The sequence below is a fragment of the Pseudomonas sp. PvP100 genome, from assembly GCF_017833055.1.
Classification (GTDB): Bacteria; Pseudomonadota; Gammaproteobacteria; order Pseudomonadales; family Pseudomonadaceae; genus Aquipseudomonas; species Aquipseudomonas syringae.
Genome location: NZ_JAFIBO010000001.1, coordinates 1614394 through 1633247, shown reverse-complemented (window position 1 = coordinate 1633247; position 18854 = coordinate 1614394). Strand labels below are relative to the sequence as shown.

At 62.1% G+C, this 18854-nt stretch carries 1 protein-coding gene (running past one end of the window); it reads left to right on the top strand.

Translation table 11 applies throughout. The features are described 5' to 3' along the window. Window positions 1-18854, top strand: the 3' portion of a protein-coding gene (gene syrE / locus JOE39_RS06960) for a syringomycin E biosynthesis non-ribosomal peptide synthetase SyrE (RefSeq protein ID WP_210077647.1). It extends 9502 nt beyond the left edge of the window; the window shows 18854 of its 28356 coding nt (coding positions 9503-28356); the start codon falls outside the window, past its left edge; its stop codon occupies window positions 18852-18854.

Sequence of the window (18854 nt, the reverse complement as noted above, 5' to 3'; positions counted from 1 at the left end):
AAGGCGAAACCGAAACGCAGATTGTGGCTATCTGGCAAGACCTGCTGGGCGTCGAGCAGGTCGGGCGTCACGACCATTTCTTCGAACTCGGTGGCCACTCACTGCTGGCCGTCTCTCTGATCGAGCGTCTGCGCAAGCAGGGGTTGAATCTCAACGTAAAGACTGTATTCACTGCGCCCAGCGTGCGTGAAATGGCCCTCGCCATCAGCCAGGACAAACACGTTCTGTTCCAGGTACCCGCCAACCGCATTCCGGCTCATTGCACGCAATTGACGCCAGACATGTTGCCGCTGGTGGAACTGAGCGGCGCTCAGATTGAACTGATCACCTCCGCCGTTCCCGGCGGCGCCGCCAATATCCAGGACATCTACCCGCTGGCACCGCTTCAGGACGGCATCCTGTTCCATTACCTGCTGAATTGTGAGCGCGATGCCTACTTGATGCGCTCGATGATCGAGTTCGACAGCCGTGCGCGTCTTGACGCCTTTCTTGAGGGCCTGCAAACGGTAATCGACCGCCATGACATCCTGCGCAGCTCGGTGCATTGGATCGGCCTGCCGCAAGCGGTGCAAGTGGTGCACCGCCAGGCGCAATTGCCGGTCCATACCCTCACCCTGACGCCGGATGAAGACGCACTCAGTCAGCTGGATCGTCTGAGTGATCCAGGTCGTATGCGCCTGGACCTGCGACAGGCACCGCTACTACTGGCCTACATCGCTGGCGACCCGAACTCGGAACGTTGGTTACTGGCGCTGATTGATCATCACATGATCAGCGACCACGTCACCGTGGAACTCATACTCGAAGAAATTCGCCTGCTGATGCGAGGCAAGAGCGCAGACCTGCTGCCAGCGCAGCCTTATCGGGATTTTGTCGCACAGACCCTCGCCAGCCCTTCAAGTGCCCACGAAGCCTATTTTGCACGCCGTCTGGCGGATGTTGATTCACCCACCGCTCCGTTCGACCTGCTGGAAGTTCAGGGCGACGGCAATGACGTCGAAGAGGCCAAACTGGCATTGAGCAGTGACCTCTGCGCACGTATCCGGACCCAGGCCCGGGAGCGCGGCATGTCCCCGGCGGTTCTGTTTCATGTCGCCTGGGCCCAGGTGATGGCCCGTTGTACTGATCGCGATGATGTGGTGTTCGGCACCGTGGTCACCGGCCGCCTGCAAGGTACGGTCGGCGCCGAGCGGGCCATGGGCATGTTCATGAACACCCTGCCGGTTCGTGTGCAACTGACCACACAAGGCGCCCAGGAACTGGTCATGGCCACCCACCGTGATCTCAGCGAGTTATTGAGCCACGAGCAGGCATCACTGGCCCTGGCCCAGCGTTGCAGTAGCGTGGCCACAGGGGTGCCGTTGTTCTCCAGCCTGCTCAATTACCGGCACCAGGGCGAGGACAGCCGGTTGCAATGGCCGGGAATGCGCCTGCTTGACGGCACCGAGCGGACCAACTATCCGCTGTGCTTGTCGGTCAACGATTACGGCAGTGAGCTCGACCTGATAATACACAGCATGCAGCCTGCGGATCCGCAACGCCTGTGCGCCATGATGCACTGCGCGCTGGAGCAATTGACCGACGCGCTGGCGCACACACCGCAGATGGCCGTTACGCAGCTGGATGTGCTGCCTGCCGCCGAGCGCAACCTGCTGCTGGAGACCTTCAACCAGACCCGCCAGGACTACCCGACGGAGCTGTGCATTCAGCACCTGTTTGAAGCCCAGGTACGCACGCAACCTGGTGCCATCGCCGTGGCGTTCCAGGGGCAGCGCTTGAGCTATGCCGAACTGAACCGTCAGGCCAACCGTCTGGCTCATCACCTGATCGGCCTGGGCATCGGCCCGGATGATCGGGTGGCGCTGTGCGTCGAACGCGGTGTGGAAATGATGGTCGGCCTGCTCGGTGTGCTCAAGGCCGGTGCCGCTTATGTGCCGCTTGACCCGGCTTACCCGGCTGAGCGCCTGGCCTACATGATCGAGGACAGTACGCCGTCGGCGTTGCTGACCCAGCGTGATCTACAGGAGCGCTTGCCGGCGCTGAACTTGCCGCTGGTGTTGCTCGACGACGATCAGCGTCAGGCTTTCACCGCGTGTGATGACAACCCGGTCGTACCGAATCTCGGCGTGCGCAACCTGGCGTATGTGATCTACACCTCGGGTTCCACCGGCAATCCGAAAGGCGTGATGATCGAGCATCGCGGCCTGGTCAACTACAGCGTCGATGCGGCGCGGCTTTTTGCTCTGTCCCCAACTGACACCGTCCTGCAGCAGAACACCCTGAACTTCGACCTCTCGGTGGAAGAAATCTTCCCGGCACTCTTGGCCGGGGCCACCCTGACGCCAAGCCGCGAGATCTTCGGCAGCGAAGGGACTGAAGATTACGGCATTCATCCGACCGTCCTGCACCTGACCACTGCGCACTGGCATACGCTGGTGGCCGAATGGCACAAACAGCCGCAGGTCGCTGAGCAACGTCTGCAGCATGTGCGCTTGATCAACGTCACGGGTGACGCACTGTCGGCACATAAGCTCAAACTCTGGGCCGAGATGCGCCCGGCGCACACGCGTCTGATCAATACTTATGGGCCAACCGAAGCGACGGTGTCCTGCACTGCGGCCTACGTCAGCCACGACGCTGCGGCCGGCAGCGAAGGCAGTGGTAATGCGACCATCGGCAAACCGATGGCCAACACGCGCATTTACCTGCTCGACGCTCATCAGCAGCCAGTGCCGTATGGCGTGGCCGGTGAAATCTACATTGGCGGCGACGGCGTGGCACGCGGTTATCTGAACCTTGAAGAGGTCAACGCCGAGCGCTTCCTCGCGGATCCTTTCAGCAACAGCCCTGATGCCAGGATGTACAAAACCGGCGATCTGGCGCGCTACATGGTCGACGGCCGTATCGAGTACCTGGGTCGTAACGACTTCCAGGTCAAGGTTCGCGGCTTCCGTATCGAGCTGGGCGAAATCGAAGCCCGCCTGGGTAATTGCAAAGGGGTCAAGGAAGCGGTGGTGGTCGCTCGGGAAGATAATCCGGGAGACAAGCGCCTGGTGGCCTATGTGGTTGCCCAGCCGCAAAGCCAGCTTACAGCCGCTGAACTGCGTGCCGAACTGGCACCGCAACTGGCCGAGTACATGCTGCCGAGCGCGTTCGTGCTGCTTGATGAACTGCCGTTGACGCCGAACCGCAAGCTTGACCGCAAGGCCTTGCCGGTTCCGGCGGACGATGCTTTTGCCAGTCGCGAACACGTGGAGCCGCAAGGTGCTACCGAGATTGCGCTGGCGCAGATCTGGCAAAACCTGCTCGATCTGGAACAGGTGGGCCGTCATGACCAGTTCTTCGAACTGGGCGGCCACTCCTTGCTGGCGATGCGCCTGATTTCCCAGGTGCGCCATCAATTGGGCGTCGAACTTGGTCTGGCCGCGCTGTTCGCCCATCCCGAACTGAGTACCCTGGCCGCGGCCATCGCTCAGGCCGGACGCAGCGACTTGCCGGACATCGTGCCGGTGGCACGCGATCAGGCGTGGCCGTTGTCATTCGGCCAGCAACGTCTGTGGTTTCTCGCCCAGATGGAAGGCGCCAGCGCGGCCTACCACATACCTGCCGGCCTGAGCCTGCATGGCAAACTGGATCTCAAGGCATTGCAACGGGCGTTGGAGCGTATCGTGGCGCGCCACGAAGGTTTACGCACCACGTTCATGCAGGGCGATGACGGACAGCCGGTGCAACGCATCAGCCCGGCGGACACCGGTTTCAACCTGCAAGTGCACGACCTGCAAGGGTTGGCGGATGCCGAGAAAAAACTTCAGGCACTGGCCAGCGAAGAGTCGCTGCAAAGCTTCGATCTGCAACAGGGCCCGTTGATTCGTGGCCGCCTGATTCGTATGGCCGAGGACCATCACGTATTGTTGCTGACCCTGCACCATATCGTTTCCGATGGCTGGTCGGTTGGTGTGCTGACCCGCGAATTGTCCGCGCTGTATGCGGCATTCAGTCAGGACCAGGACGACCCGCTGGCGCCGCTGGACCTGCAATACCTGGACTACGCGGTGTGGCAACGTCGCTGGCTGAGTGGCGATCTGCTGCAACAGCAAAGCAATTTCTGGCAGCAAACCCTGGCAGATGCTCCGGCGTTGTTGATGTTGCCCACCGACCGTGCGCGTCCGGCGCTGCAGGACTATGCCGGTGCAGCACTGCCCGTCGTTTTCGACAAAGACCTTAACCGAAGTCTCAAGGCATTGAGCCAACGCCGCGGCAGCACCCTGTTCATGACGGTCATGGCTGCGTGGGCCGGCCTGCTGGGACGCCTGGCGGGTCAGGACGATGTGGTCATTGGTACGCCTGTGGCCAATCGTACACGCAGTGAAGTCGAAGGGCTGGTGGGTCTGTTCGTCAACACCCTGGCCATCCGCGTTGACCTCAGTGACAAGCCTACGGCAGAGACGCTGCTGGCGCGGGTCAAGCAGCAGACTCTCGATGCCCAGGCGCATCAGGACTTGCCGTTCGAACAAGTCGTGGAAGTCATCAATCCGCTGCGCAGCCTGTCCCACAGCCCGATTTTTCAGGCCATGCTGTCGTGGGAGAATAACGAGGCGTCTGATCTGACGCTCGGCGACATGACCCTGAAAAGCGTCGAATTGGCCGCTGATACGGCTCAATTCGACCTGACGCTGGATATGGCCGAGGTGGATGAGCAACTGGTCGGCACGCTGGAGTACGCCACCGCGTTGTTCGACGAGAGCACCATGCGGCGCTATCTGGGCTACTTCCGGCGTTTGCTGGAGGCCATGGTCGCCGACGACCAGCAGGTGCTGGAGCACGTAGCCTTGCTGGGTGGCGACGAACGTGAACATCTGCTGGCGGGCCTCAACGCAACAGAGGCGCCCTACCCGCAGGACTTCACGATCCATCAGCTGTTCGAAGACAGGGTTCAGGCTCAGCCCAACGCCATCGCCGTGGCTTTCGAGGCGCAGCGCTTGAGTTATGCGGAGTTGAACCGTCAGGCCAACCGTCTGGCTCATCACCTCATCATCCTGGGCATCAAACCGGATGATCGGGTGGCGATCTGCGTAGAACGTGGCGTGGAAATGCTGATCGGCGTGCTCGGTGTACTCAAGGCCGGTGCTGCCTATGTGCCACTGGATCCGGCCTACCCTGCCGAGCGCCTGGCCTACATGATTGAAGACAGTGCGCCGTCGGCAATGCTGACCCAGCGTGATGTGCAGGCGCATTTGCCGACGCTGGACTTGCCACTGGTGCTGCTCGATGAAGATCAACGCGACACCTTCAACGAGCGTGACGACAACCCGGTGGTGGAAACCCTCGGTGCGCACCATCTGGCGTATGTGATCTATACCTCGGGCTCAACCGGCGTGCCGAAAGGCGTAATGGTCGAGCATCGCGGATTGCTCGCAGTCAGCGCGGCGTGGAAGCAATTGTATCCGTTGCACGCGCCACTCAATCACTTGCAGATGGCAGGGTTTTCCTTCGATGTGTTCAGCGCCGACCTGATCCGCTCACTGGGTTTCGGCGGCACACTGGTGCTGTGCCCACGCGAGACCTTGATGGACCCTCCTGCGCTTTACCGCCTGTTGAGCGAAGAGTCGATCGGTTTTGCGGATTTCGTGCCTGCCGTGCTCAACGCGTTGCTGGGCTGGGTGGAAGAGACCGGTCACGACCTGTCGTTCATGCGCACGGTGGTCTGTGGTTCGGATATCTGGACCGCGCACAGCGCCCGGCAACTGCGCAAGCTCTGTGGCGATCACGTGCAGATCGTCCAGGCCTACGGCGTCACTGAAGCCAGCATCGACAGCACCTGTTTCGAGTTCGAGGCAGCCAGCCAGGTCGACGGGGTCTTGCCGATTGGTCGGGCACTGGCCAACACGCGGATTTATCTGCTCGACGAGCTGGGCCAACCGGTCCCGCCGGGTGTCGCGGGCGAGTTGTATATCGGCGGCGCAGGTATTGCTCGCGGCTATCTGAATTTGCCGCAATTGACTGCCGAACGCTTCATGGACAACCCCTTCGTGGCGGGCGAACGGCTGTATCGCAGCGGCGATATGGCTCGCTATCGGGCTGATGGCAATATCGAATTCCTCGGCCGAAACGACTCCCAGGCCAAGCTTCGCGGGCTGCGTCTGGAGCTGGGCGAAATCGAAGCACGCCTGGCCGAGGTTGCGGGCGTGCGCGAAAGCCTGGTCGTGATTCGCGAGGACAGCGGCGGCACGCCGAAACTGATCGCGTATTTTGTGGAATATGCCACTCGCGACGAGTCTGGCCCTGCCCTGACCCCGCGTGCGCTGCGCCAGCAGCTGCAACTCAACCTGCCGGAGTACATGATCCCGGCAGCGTTCGTGCGCATGGCCGCATTGCCGCTGAGCGCCAACGGCAAACTGGATCGCAGGGCGTTGCCCGAGCCGGATGCCGACGCCTTCGATCAGCATGATTTCGAAGCAGCCGATGGCCCGCTGGAGACGGCAATCGCCGCCATTTGGGCCGATGTGCTGGGTGTCGCACAAGTCGGCCGTCATGATGACTTTTTCGCGCTCGGCGGTCATTCATTGCTGGTCATGCGCGTGCTTGCTCAGGTTCGTCAGCAATTGAATCTGGAGGTTTCACCGTCAGTGTTTTTCGCGGCACCGGTGCTGCGACAGTTCGCCGAGCGGCTGGGCAACACGCAGGACAACGCTCGCCTGGCGATCACGCCTGTGCAGCGTTCGGGTGCGCTACCGCTGTCGTTTGCCCAACAGCGCCTGTGGTTCCTCGCGCAACTGGAAGGTGGCAGCGCCGCTTACCATATTCCAGTTGGATTACGTCTGCGCGGCAGCCTTGATCAGGCATCGCTGCAACGCGCACTGGACCGTATCGTGGCCCGCCATGAGGCACTGCGCACGACCTTTGTACAAGAGCAGGGACAGCCTGCAGAGCAGCGTATCTCTGCCGCTGACACAGGTTTCAGACTGCAACTGCAGGTACTGGCCGGGCAGAACGATGCAGAAGACACGCTGCTTGCCATCGCAGCACAAGAGGCCAGCGAGCACTTCGACCTCGTCAATGGACCGCTGGTGCGCGGGCGTCTGGTGCGCATGGCCGATGACGACCATGTGTTGCTGGTGACCATGCACCACATCGTCTCCGATGGCTGGTCAACCGGGGTGTTGAACCGCGAGCTGGGCGCCCTCTATGCAGCCTTCAGTCAGGGGGCGGAGGATCCATTGCCGGCCTTGCCAGTGCAATACGTCGACTACGCACTGTGGCAACGTGAATGGTTGAGTGGTGACGTGCTGCAACAACAGCGTCAGTACTGGCAGCAAGCCCTGGCCGGTGCACCAGCCTTGCTGACCCTGCCGACCGATCGGCCACGTCCGGCGCAACAGGACTACAGCGGGCGGACGATGGAACTGGTGCTCGATACACACTTGACCCATGGCCTCAAGGCATTGAGCCAACGCCATGGCAGCAGCCTGTTCATGACCGTCATGGGCGCCTGGGCCGCGCTGTTGGGACGGCTGTCCGGTCAGGACGACGTGGTGATCGGTACGCCGGTGGCCAACCGTATGAGCGCCGAGGTGGAGAACCTGATCGGCTTCTTCGTCAACACCCTCGCTGTGCGGGTCGACCTTTCGGGCGCCCCGAGCGTCGAAACGCTGCTGCAGCAAGTCAAACGGCAGACTCTGGCTGCCCAGGCAAATCAGGACCTGCCGTTCGAACAAGTGGTCGAAGTGGTTCGACCACAACGCAGCCTGTCTCACAGCCCGATTTTTCAGGCAATGCTGTCATGGCAAAACAACGAGGACGCCGCTCTGCTGCTCGGCGACATGACCCTGCAAGGCGTCGCAGTGGCCGGTGATACGGCAAAATTCGACCTGGCGCTGGACATCGGCGAGGTGGACGGGCAACTGATCGGCACGCTGGAGTACGCCACCGCGCTGTTCGACGAAAGCACCATGCGTCGTTATCGAGGCTACTTCCTGCGTTTGTTGGAGGCCATGGTGGCCGATGACCAGCAAGTGCTGGAGCAGGTGCCGTTGCTCGACACTGCGGAGCGCGAGTACCTGCTGAAGGATATCAATGCCACAGAGCGCGCCTACCCTGTCGGTCAGTTGATGCATCGCTTGTTCGAGGCGCATGCCGAAGCTGCACCGCAGGCAATTGCAGTCCGCCAGAGTGAGCAAACGCTGACCTACGCCGAACTCGACAGCCGAGCCAATGCCTTGGCTCAGCACCTGCGCAAACACGGTGTGGGGCCAGGAACCCGGGTGGCGATCCTGCTGGATCGGTCGGTGGAATTGCTGGCCAGCATGCTGGCCACCCTCAAGTGCGGCGCGGCTTATCTGGCGCTGGATCGTCTGGCGCCCGAAGAGCGCCTGCGCTTCATGCTCGAGGACAGCGAAGCCATCATGCTGCTGAGCCGTAGCGACCTGACGGCACCTGACATGACGCCAAGACTGGATCTGGACACACTGGAACTGTCGGCGCTGAACCAGGGGCCAGTCATGCTTGCAGATGAAATCGCAGGCGAAACCCCCGCGTGCATCATCTACACCTCTGGCTCCACCGGTGTGCCCAAGGGCGTGATCGTGACTCACAACGGCATTATTCGGCTGGTTCAGGACAACGGCTACTACGACTTCTCCGCCGAGGACCGTGTGGCGTTTTCGTCCAACCCGGCGTTCGACGCCAGCACTCCGGAAATCTGGGGTGCATTGCTCAATGGCGGCCAGTCGGTGATTATCGAGCCGCAGGTGCTGCTTGAGCCGGTGGCCTTCGCCGCCCTGCTGAAGCGCCATGGTGTAACAGCCATGATCAGCTCGACCGCCCTCTTCAACCTGTATGCCGGGTTGATTCCCGAGGCCCTGGCAGGCCTGCGCATGATCATGTGTGGCGGCGAGCGCGCTGATCCGGCCTCGTTCCGTCGGGTCCGGGAGCACTCCGCTCAGGTACGCCTGTTCAACGGCTATGGCCCGACCGAGGGCACCACCTGTGCCACCAGCTACGAAATTTTCGATGTACTGCCTGACACCCTGAGTCTGCCGATTGGCAAGCCTAATGCCAACGTGCGGGTCTATGTGCTTGACGCCGGGCGCGAGCCGGTGCCGATGGGTGTGGTCGGCGAGATCTACATCGGTGGCACAGGCGTCGCACTCGGCTACCTGAACCGCCCGGAACTGACCGCCGAACGTTTCAGCGAAGACCCGTTCAGCCAGCAGGCCGGCGCGAGACTCTATCGCACCGGCGACCTGGCGCGCTGGTTGCCGGACGGTAACCTTGAATACCTGGCGCGTAACGATGGGCAGGTCAAGGTCCGCGGCTTCCGCGTCGAGCTGGGCGAAATCGAAAGCCTCCTGCACTTGTGCGACGGCGTGCGCAACTCCGTGGTGGTGGCGCACGAAGCCAGCCCGGGTGACACCCGTCTGGTCGCCTACTACACCGTGCATGCAGACGCTGAAGCACCTGATCCAGAGGATCTGCGTGCGCAATTGAGTGCCGATTTGGCGGAATACATGGTTCCGAGTGTGTTCATGCGCCTGGATACCTTGCCGCTTACGCTCAATGGCAAGGTCGACCAGAAAGCACTGCCGGCACCGGACCTGAACGCCATGTCCGCGCGAACTTACGTTGCGCCGGAGGGTGCCACCGAACAGGCCTTGGCGGACATATTCCAGGAGCTGCTGAGCCTTGAACGAGTGGGTCGCCATGATGGCTTCTTCGAGCTTGGCGGTCACTCGCTGCTGGCTGCGCAACTGGTTTCCCGTGTGCGTCAGCAACTGAACGGCGACATGGCGCTGCGTCAGCTGTTCAATCACCCGACCGTGGCCGAACTGGCGAAAGTGGTCGACGGCCTGCAAGCGGCCGACACCGACAGTATCGAACCCATCGAGCGTAACGCGCCGCTGGCACTGTCCTTTTCCCAGCAGCGCCTGTGGTTCCTCGACAGGCTCGACCCTGGTGCCAGTGGCGCCTACCACATGCCGATGTCGCTGCTGCTGCGCGGCGAGCTTGATCACCGCGCGCTCAAGGCTGCGCTCGACCGTCTGGTTGCACGTCATGAAAGCCTGCGCACCACCTTCGAGCTGCACGGCGAACATCCGGTGCAGGTCATCGCTGCGGCGGACAGCGGTTTCGCCCTGGCAGAGGAGGACTTGCGCTCGCAGCCTTATGAACAGGCCAGCCTCAGCGCTTCACGCATCGCCGACAGCGAGGTCGCTGCACCGTTTGACCTGCGCCAGGGCCCGCTGATTCGCGGGCGTCTGCTGCGCCTGGCGGATGATGAGCATATGTTGCTGATCACCCAGCACCACATCATCTCCGACGGCTGGTCGGTGGGTGTGCTGGTCAACGAGTTGGCCGCCCTCTATCAGGCCTTCAGTAAGCATCAGCCGGACCCGCTGCCAGCCCTGTCAATCCAGTACGCCGACTACGCCGCCTGGCAACGCCGCACCTTTACCGGCGAGCGCCTTGCCGAGCAGGCCGACTTCTGGCGTGAGCACCTGGGTGGCGCGCCGACGCTGCTGTCGCTGCCCACCGACCGGCCGCGTCCGGCGCTGCAAAGCTACCGCGGCGGCGCGGTGCCCGTGACGATCGATGCGACGCTTTATCAGCGTCTGGAGCGCTTCTGCCAGGCCCATAACGTCACCCTGTTCATGGGCCTGCTCAGTGCCTGGTCGGTGCTTATGGCACGTCTGGGCAACGAACGCGATGTAGTGATAGGCGTGCCGAGCGCCAACCGTGGCCGCACCGAAACCGAGAACCTGATCGGTTTCTTCGTCAACACCCTGGCCCTGCGCATTGATCTGGCGCAGAACCCCAGCGTGGCGCAACTGCTGGAGCAGGTCCGCCAGACCACGCTGGCGGCCCATGAACATCAGGACATTCCGTTCGAGCAAGTGATCGAAGCCTTGCAGCCGCCACGCTCGATGAGCCATAGCCCGCTGTGTCAGGTCGCCCTGTCGCTGGATAACACCAGCATCGGCGGCGAGTTGAAGCTGCCGGGCCTTAGCCTGCACCCCGTGTTACAAGCCCATGAAACCGCGCAGTTCGACCTGATGCTGATCCTGGGCAGCGAAAACGGCACCCTCACCGGGGTTATCGAATACGCCAGCGATCTCTTCGATCGCGCCACCGTCGAGCGTTTTGCCCAGCATTTCCATACGCTGCTGGAAGCGATGGTCGAGGATGTCGCGCAACCTGTGCTCGGCCTGCCGTTGCTCAGCCCGGCGCAGCGCCTGGCCTCGCCAGCGCTGCTGCAGCCCAAGGCGGTATTCGCGTCGGGTCTGATGGTGCATCAGCGCTTCGAACAGTTCGCCGCCGCCCATCCGCAAAACATCGCGCTGGTCTTTGGCGGGCAAGAGGTGAGTTACCAGACGCTCAATCGCCGAGCCAACCGTCTGGCCCATGAACTGCTTGCCCAAGGCGTACGTCCCGATGACCGGGTGGCGATCCTCGCAGAGCGTGGCACGCAGATGATCTGCGCGGTGCTGGCCGTGCTCAAGGCCGGTGCGGCCTACGTACCGCTGGACCCGACTTACCCCACCGAGCGTCTCGGCTACCTGCTGACAGACAGTGCGCCGGTAGCGTTGCTGGCCCAGTCGGCCTGCCTCGACGTGCTGCCGGTACACAGCGTGCCGGTACTGACCCTCGGCGCGGACAACGACAGTGCCGATTTGGCAGATGAATCGCTGGACCGCAACCCTGAGCCTGCTGCGCCGGGTCTGTCTCGCGATCATTTGGCATACGTCATTTACACCTCAGGGTCTACAGGCCTGCCCAAAGGTGTGCTGGTCGAGCACGGCAACGTTGCACGCCTGTTCGACGCCACCGCCGGGCAATTCAACTTCGGGCCTGAGGATGTCTGGACGCTGTTCCACTCCTTTGCCTTCGACTTCTCGGTCTGGGAAATCTGGGGCGCGCTGTGCTACGGCGGCAAACTGGTCATCGTCCCGAGTGAGGTGGCGCGTTCACCGGATGACTTCTATGCGCTGGTCTGCGAGCAGCAGGTCACCGTTCTGAACCAGACGCCAAGCGCTTTCCGCCAGTTCATCCAGGCTCGCGAACGCAGCCCGCAGGAGCATGCGCTGCGTGAAGTGGTGTTCGGGGGTGAGGCTTTGGACTTCCGCAGCCTGCAGCCCTGGACCGCACGCACACCGCTGTCGCGTACCCGTCTGGTGAACATGTACGGCATCACGGAAATCACCGTGCATGCCACTTACTACCCGATCAGCCAGTCGGAAATCGACACAGCCATGCCAAGTCTGATCGGGCCGGCACTTGATGACCTGTGCCTGCGTATCCTCGATGACTATCAGCAGCCGGTGCCGGTCGGCGTCAATGGCGAGATTTACATTGGCGGTGCCGGGGTTGCCCGGCATTACCTGAACCGCACCGAACTGAATGCCGAACGTTTTATTGCCGACCCCTATGCGTTGCAAAGCGGCGCACGGCTCTACCGCACCGGCGACGTTGCGCACTACCGCAGCGACGGCGGCGTGGTCTACGTCGGCCGCAATGACTCGCAAATCAAGATTCGCGGTTTTCGTATCGAGTTGGGCGAGATCGAGGCGCAATTGCTCGCCTGCCCCGACGTTCGTGAAGCGATGGTCATCGTGCGTGAGGATCGCCCTGGCGACAAACGCCTGGTCGCCTATCTGATTGCCGAGGACGGCGCTGCTCCCGAGTCAGCGCTTCTGCGCAGCCAACTGGCCAGCGTGCTGGCCGAACACATGCTGCCAAGCGCCTTTGTGACCCTTGAAACCTGGCCGTTGACCACCAACGGCAAGCTGGACCGTGCCGCCCTGCCCGCGCCGGACCAGTTCGCAACGGTGAGTCGTGACTACGAAGCACCGCTAGGCGCTATCGAAACGACCCTGGCCGCTGCCTGGCAGGAATTGCTCGGGGTTGAACGTGCCGGTCGCCAGGATCACTTCTTCGAACTGGGTGGTCACTCCTTCCTGGTGATTAACCTGATAGAGCGCTTGCGTCAGATCGGCTTGGTGCTGGACGTCAGCACGGTGTTCTCGGCGCCAACCCTGCAAGCCATGGCTGCGGTCCTGGCGGGCGGCACTGCGGCGGAACGGGTCGCCCCGGCGAACCTGATTCCGGTCGATTGCACGGCGTTGACCCCGGACATGCTGCCGTTGGTGAAGCTGACCCGGCAGGAACTGGAACATATCGTTGCCGATGTGCCAGGCGGCGTCGCCAATGTTCAGGATATCTACCCACTGTCGTCGCTGCAGGAAGGCATCCTGTTTCACCATCTGTTGCAGTCAGAAGGCGACGCCTACCTGATGCGCACCATAGCGACGTTCGACAGCCGTGCGTTGCTCGACAAATTCCTCGGCGCGCTGCAAGTGGTGATCAACCGCCACGACATCATGCGCAGCTCACTGCGCTGGCAAGGTCTGCCGCAACCGGTACAAGTGGTGCATCGTCAGGCAACGTTGCCAGTCATTCAGCTCGACACTGCACCGGGTGAAGACGCCTTGCAGATGCTGCGCGAACGCACCAATACCTACCATATGCGCCTGGACCTGCAACAGGCACCGCTGATAGCCGCGTATATCACCTACGATACCCGGCAGGAAAAGTGGCTGATGGCGTTGCTGGACCATCACCTTATCAGCGACAACGTCACCCTGCGCCTGATCATGGGCGAGATCCAGGCAGTGATGGACGGACGCGCCGACGCCCTGCCGCCATCGCAGCCGTACCGCAACTTCATCGCCCAGGCCGCGTGTGTGTCCCAGGCCGAACATGAAGCCTACTTCCATCAACTGCTGGGGGATGTCGATACCACCACTGCGCCTTACGGCGTGCTCGATGTGCGTGGCGGCGATGCAACAATCCTGCGTTCGGTGCAGGATCTGAGCGACGATCTCAGCGCGCGGATCCACGCCACCGCACGGGCTCAGGGCGTGCCGACCTCGGTGCTGTTCCATGCGGCATGGGGCTTGGTGGTAGCCGCCACCAGCGGCCGCGACGACGGGATTTTCGGTACCGTGCTTTCGGGACGTTCCCAAGGCACCTCCGGTGCCAACCATGCGCTGGGCATGTTCATCAACACCTTGCCGATGCGTATTCGCCTGCAACAAAACAGCGTGCGCGATATCGTTCAGGACGCCTACCAACAGCTCAGCGGCCTGCTGACCCACGAGCAGGCGCCACTGGCCCTGGCGCAGCGCTGCAGCGCAGTGGATGCATCGCTGCCGATGTTCACCGTGATCCTCAATTGCCGTCACGGTGATCTGGTGAACACTGCCGGGGAAAACATCGAGGACATGGGCGAGGAGCAGGAAGGTGTTCATTTCCTGGGCTCCGAAACCCGTACCAACTACCCGATCGAAATTGCCGTAGCCAATGAGGCCAATGGCTTTTCGCTGACCGTGCAGTCTATAGATGGCATCGATCCGCACCGGATTGCCGCCTACCTCGGTCAGGCGGTTGCCGAGCTGGTCAATGCCCTTGAGCAGGATCCGGCACGCCTGGCAAGCAGCCTGGAAGTGATTCCGCAGGCCGAGCGGCAACTGCTGCTCAACGACTTCAACGACACTGCCAGCGACTTCGCACCGGTCGTGCCGATCCATACCTTGTTCGAAGACCAGGTCCGCCGCAATCCTGACGCCGTGGCGCTGGTCTACGAAGACCGCCAGCTAAGCTATCGCCAGCTCAACCGCCGTGCCAACCACATAGCCCGGCAACTGCTGCAACTTGGTGTACAACCGGACGAGCGCGTGGCCATCTGCGCCGAGCGCAGCCTGGATATGATTGTCGGCCTGCTGGGGGTGCTCAAATCAGGCGCCGCCTACGTGCCGATCGACCCTGCCCACCCAACTGACCGCATGGCCTTCATGCTGCAGGACAGCCAGCCGCGTGCGCTGCTGACCCAGAGCGCCCTCAGTCTGCCGGCCGGCGATACACCACTGATGCTGCTCGACAGCGCTGAATCGCTGCTGGCGGCGGATGATCAGGCGTTCGATGCCAATCCGCTGGTCGACAGCCTGACGGCGGAAAACCTGGCCTACGTGATCTACACGTCAGGCTCCACCGGCCAGTCGAAAGGTGTCATGGTCGAGCACCGCTCGGTGTTCAACTTCTGGAACGTGCTGACCCGCACCACCCATCAGCATTGCCCGACACCGGCCACCGTGGCGCTGAACGCCGGCTTCTTCTTCGACATGTCGATCAAAGGCATCTCGCAATTGTTCTCCGGCCACACGCTGGTGATCATCCCGCAACTTATTCGTGCCAACGGCAGCGAACTGCTGGACTTCCTCGAAGCCCATCAGGTTCATGCCTTCGACTCAACACCCTCGCAGCTCGACACCCTGCTCTCGGCCGGTTTGCTGGAGCGCAGCAGTTACCAGCCGGTCAGCGTGCTGTTGGGTGGCGAGGCGATCAACGCCAGCACCTGGGAAAAGCTGCGCAACTGCCCGACCATCCGCTTCTACAACATGTATGGCCCGACCGAATGCACAGTGGACGCGACCATTGATCTGATCCGCGACCTGGGTGAAAAACCAAGCATCGGCCGACCCATCGCCAACGTTCAGGTGCATGTTCTGGATGCGCGTGGCGAGCCCGCACCACTGGGCGTCGCCGGGGAAATTCACATCGGCGGTAGCGGTGTGGCCCGTGGCTACCTCAACCGTGACGAGCTGAGTGCCGAACGCTTCATCGCCGACCGGTTCTCCGATGTTGCCAATGCGCGCCTTTACAAAACCGGCGACCTGGGTCGCTGGCTGGCGGACGGCACGCTGGAATACATGGGCCGTAACGACTTCCAGGTGAAGGTTCGCGGTTTCCGTATCGAGCTGGGTGAAATCGAAAACGTTCTGCTGGCCGTACCAGGCATCCGCGAGGTGGTGGTGATTGCCCGCAACGACAGCCAGGGTGATTCGGACAGCCAGCGCCTGGTCGCTTATGTCTGCGGTGAATCGGTTGCGGCCGAGCACTTGCGTAGCGAGCTGCTCAAGCATCTGCCTGAGTACATGGTGCCCAGCGCCTTCGTCCAGCTGGATGCCCTGCCGCTGACCTCGAACGGCAAGCTCGACCGCCGAGCGCTGCCGGCCCCCGGTCAGGATGCGTTGGCCAGCAAGGCTTACGAGGCGCCGCAAGGCGAAACCGAAGAGGCCATCGCCGAAATATGGAAAGCCCTGCTGCATCTGGATCAGGTCGGCCGCGACGACGGCTTCCTTGAACTGGGCGGCCATTCGTTGCTCGCCGTGCAATTGCTGTCGCGACTGCGACGCAAGCTTGGTACACGAATCACCTTGCGTGAGCTCTTCGACGCCCCGACCGTGCGTGGCCTGGCTTCATTGGTCAATGCCACGGCGCCCAGTGAAGCGCAATCGATCCCGAAGGCCAACCGTTCGGGTCGCCTGCCGCTGTCCTTTTCCCAGCAACGTCTGTGGTTCCTCGATCATCTGGATCACGCGGCCGGCGCGGCCTACCACCTGCCGATGGCGTTGCGCCTGACAGGGGCGCTTGATGCGGCTGCCTTGCAGGCGACCCTGGACCGCCTGGTTGCACGCCACGAAACCCTGCGCACGCGTTTTGAACTGGTGGACGGTGAACCGGTGCAGAAGATCGCCCCGGCCGATACCCGCTTTCCGCTGTTGCACCAGGATCTGCGCGATCTTTCCAGTGACCAGCGCACGGCGACCCTGACCCGTCTGGGTCAGGAAAATGCCACGCAATTGTTCGATCTGACCAAGGGCCCGATGCTGCGCGGGCATCTGCTGCAGGTCGCGGATACCGAACATGTGCTGTTGATCACGCTGCACCACATCGTCTCCGATGGCTGGTCCAACAGTGTGCTTGCCCAGGAAGTGAGCGTGCTTTACGCCGCCTTCAGTCAAGGCCAGAAAGACCCGCTGCCAGCGCTGCCACTGCAATACGTGGACTACGCCGCCTGGCAACGGCAATCCCTTGACGGCCCGGCGCTGCAAGCTCAGATCGACTTCTGGCGCACGCATCTGGAAGGTGCGCCAAGCGTATTGAACCTGCCACTGGACCGTCCGCGCCCAGCCATCCAGAGCTACACCGGCGGGATGATCGACTGTGTGCTCTCGCCAGAGCTGAGTGCCGACTTGCGTGCCTTCAGTCAGGCTCAGGGCAGCACATTGTTCATGGTCCTGCTGGCAGGCTGGTCGATGCTCATGAGTCACCTCAGCGGCCAGAATGATGTAGTAGTCGGTACGCCTGTCGCCAACCGTCAACGCCCGGAGCTGGAGCCATTGATCGGCTTCTTTGCCAATACGCTGGCATTGCGTGTGGCAACCTGCCGAGAGACTCGACTGAGTGAAGTGCTCGGTCGGATCAAAGACATCACGCTGGCTGCCTACAGTCATCAGGATCTGCCGTTCGAGCAAGTGGTAAGCGCCTTGCAGCCAACCCGCAGCATGAGCCACAGCCCGTTGTTCCAGGTGATGCTGAGCCTGGACAACACGCCCCCTTCGCTGTTGCGAATGCCCGGCCTGGAAGTCGAGTCGCTGGACAGCGCCCATATCACCACGCAGTTCGACCTTTCGTTGTCACTCGCCGATACCGGCGAAGGCCTGAGCGGCGGCCTGCAATACTCCAGCGACCTGTTCGACAAAACCACTGTGCAGGCCATCATGCAGCTGTTTTCCAGGGTTCTGGAGAATATGGTGACTGACGCACAGCAGTCGATCGGTCAGGTGCTGGACAACACGCCGGCGCTGCCGCGTTCGGCGCATAACGCGGCGCTCGCTGCGACGGTCGAGGACGAACAGCCTGAAGAGCTGCCTTACGAAGCACCCGAAGGCGACACCGAGATCGCCCTCGCCAACCTCTGGAAGGAGTTGCTCAAGCTGGACAAGGTCAGTCGCCATGACGACTTCTTCAGGCTGGGCGGTATTTCGCTGATGGCCGTGCAGATGGCGTCGCGTTTGCGCAAGGTACTCGGCAAACCGATCGCTGTCCGCGATCTGTTTATCGAGCCGACCATTGCCGGTTTCGCCAGGACACTGGACAGCCAGACACGTCCCGGCCATCACAGCAATCTGGTACCGGTCCGTCGCACTGGCTCGAAAAGGCCGCTGTTCCTGGTCCACCCGTTGGGCGGCGAAGTGCAGTACGTGCGCGATCTGGCCGCGGCAATCGACCCACAGGTGCCGCTCTATGGCTTGGCCGCCAGTGGCCTGGCAGCTGGAGAGAAGCCGCTGCTTGAGGTGCCGGCCATGGCTGCGCGTTACCTGGCAGCGATTCGCCAAGTACAACCGCGAGGGCCTTACCGGATCGGCGGCTGGTCTGCAGGTGGTCTTATCGCTTATGAAATGGCCCGCCAACTGCAATCCAGCGGCGAACAGCTGGAGTTCCTCGGCATCATCGACACCTCCGCGCGTCTTGAGCAGCAAGCGCCGGAGGTATTGAGCGAAGGTCAATTCCTGATGAGCTGGCTACCCGAGCAGCTTGATCCCGAGGTTCTCCGGCAGCTCACCGAGCTGGCCAGCGCGGATGCCGTCGAGGAAATGCTGGCATTTTGCATGGCACAGCGCCTGCTTCCGGAAGAACTGCCGCAGAACGTCGATGCCACCATGCTACGCAGCCATGTTGCGGTGGCCCATGCGATCCACATCGCCATCAGTGCCTATGTCAGCCTGCCCGCCCCGCTTCACGTGACACTGTTTACCGCAAGCGGGCAGGAGCGCACCGATCCGCTGCTGGGTTGGGGGGCTTTGCTTGAAACACCGGTGAGCGTTACAGCGCTTCCCGGCACCCACGACACACTGGTCAGGGCGCCTCACGTCAGCGCATTGGGCCAGGCGATCTCTCGAGCTCTCGACAAGGAGCCCGTCCAAATGAGCAGCAGTGAAGAGGTCCCTGTTCGATAA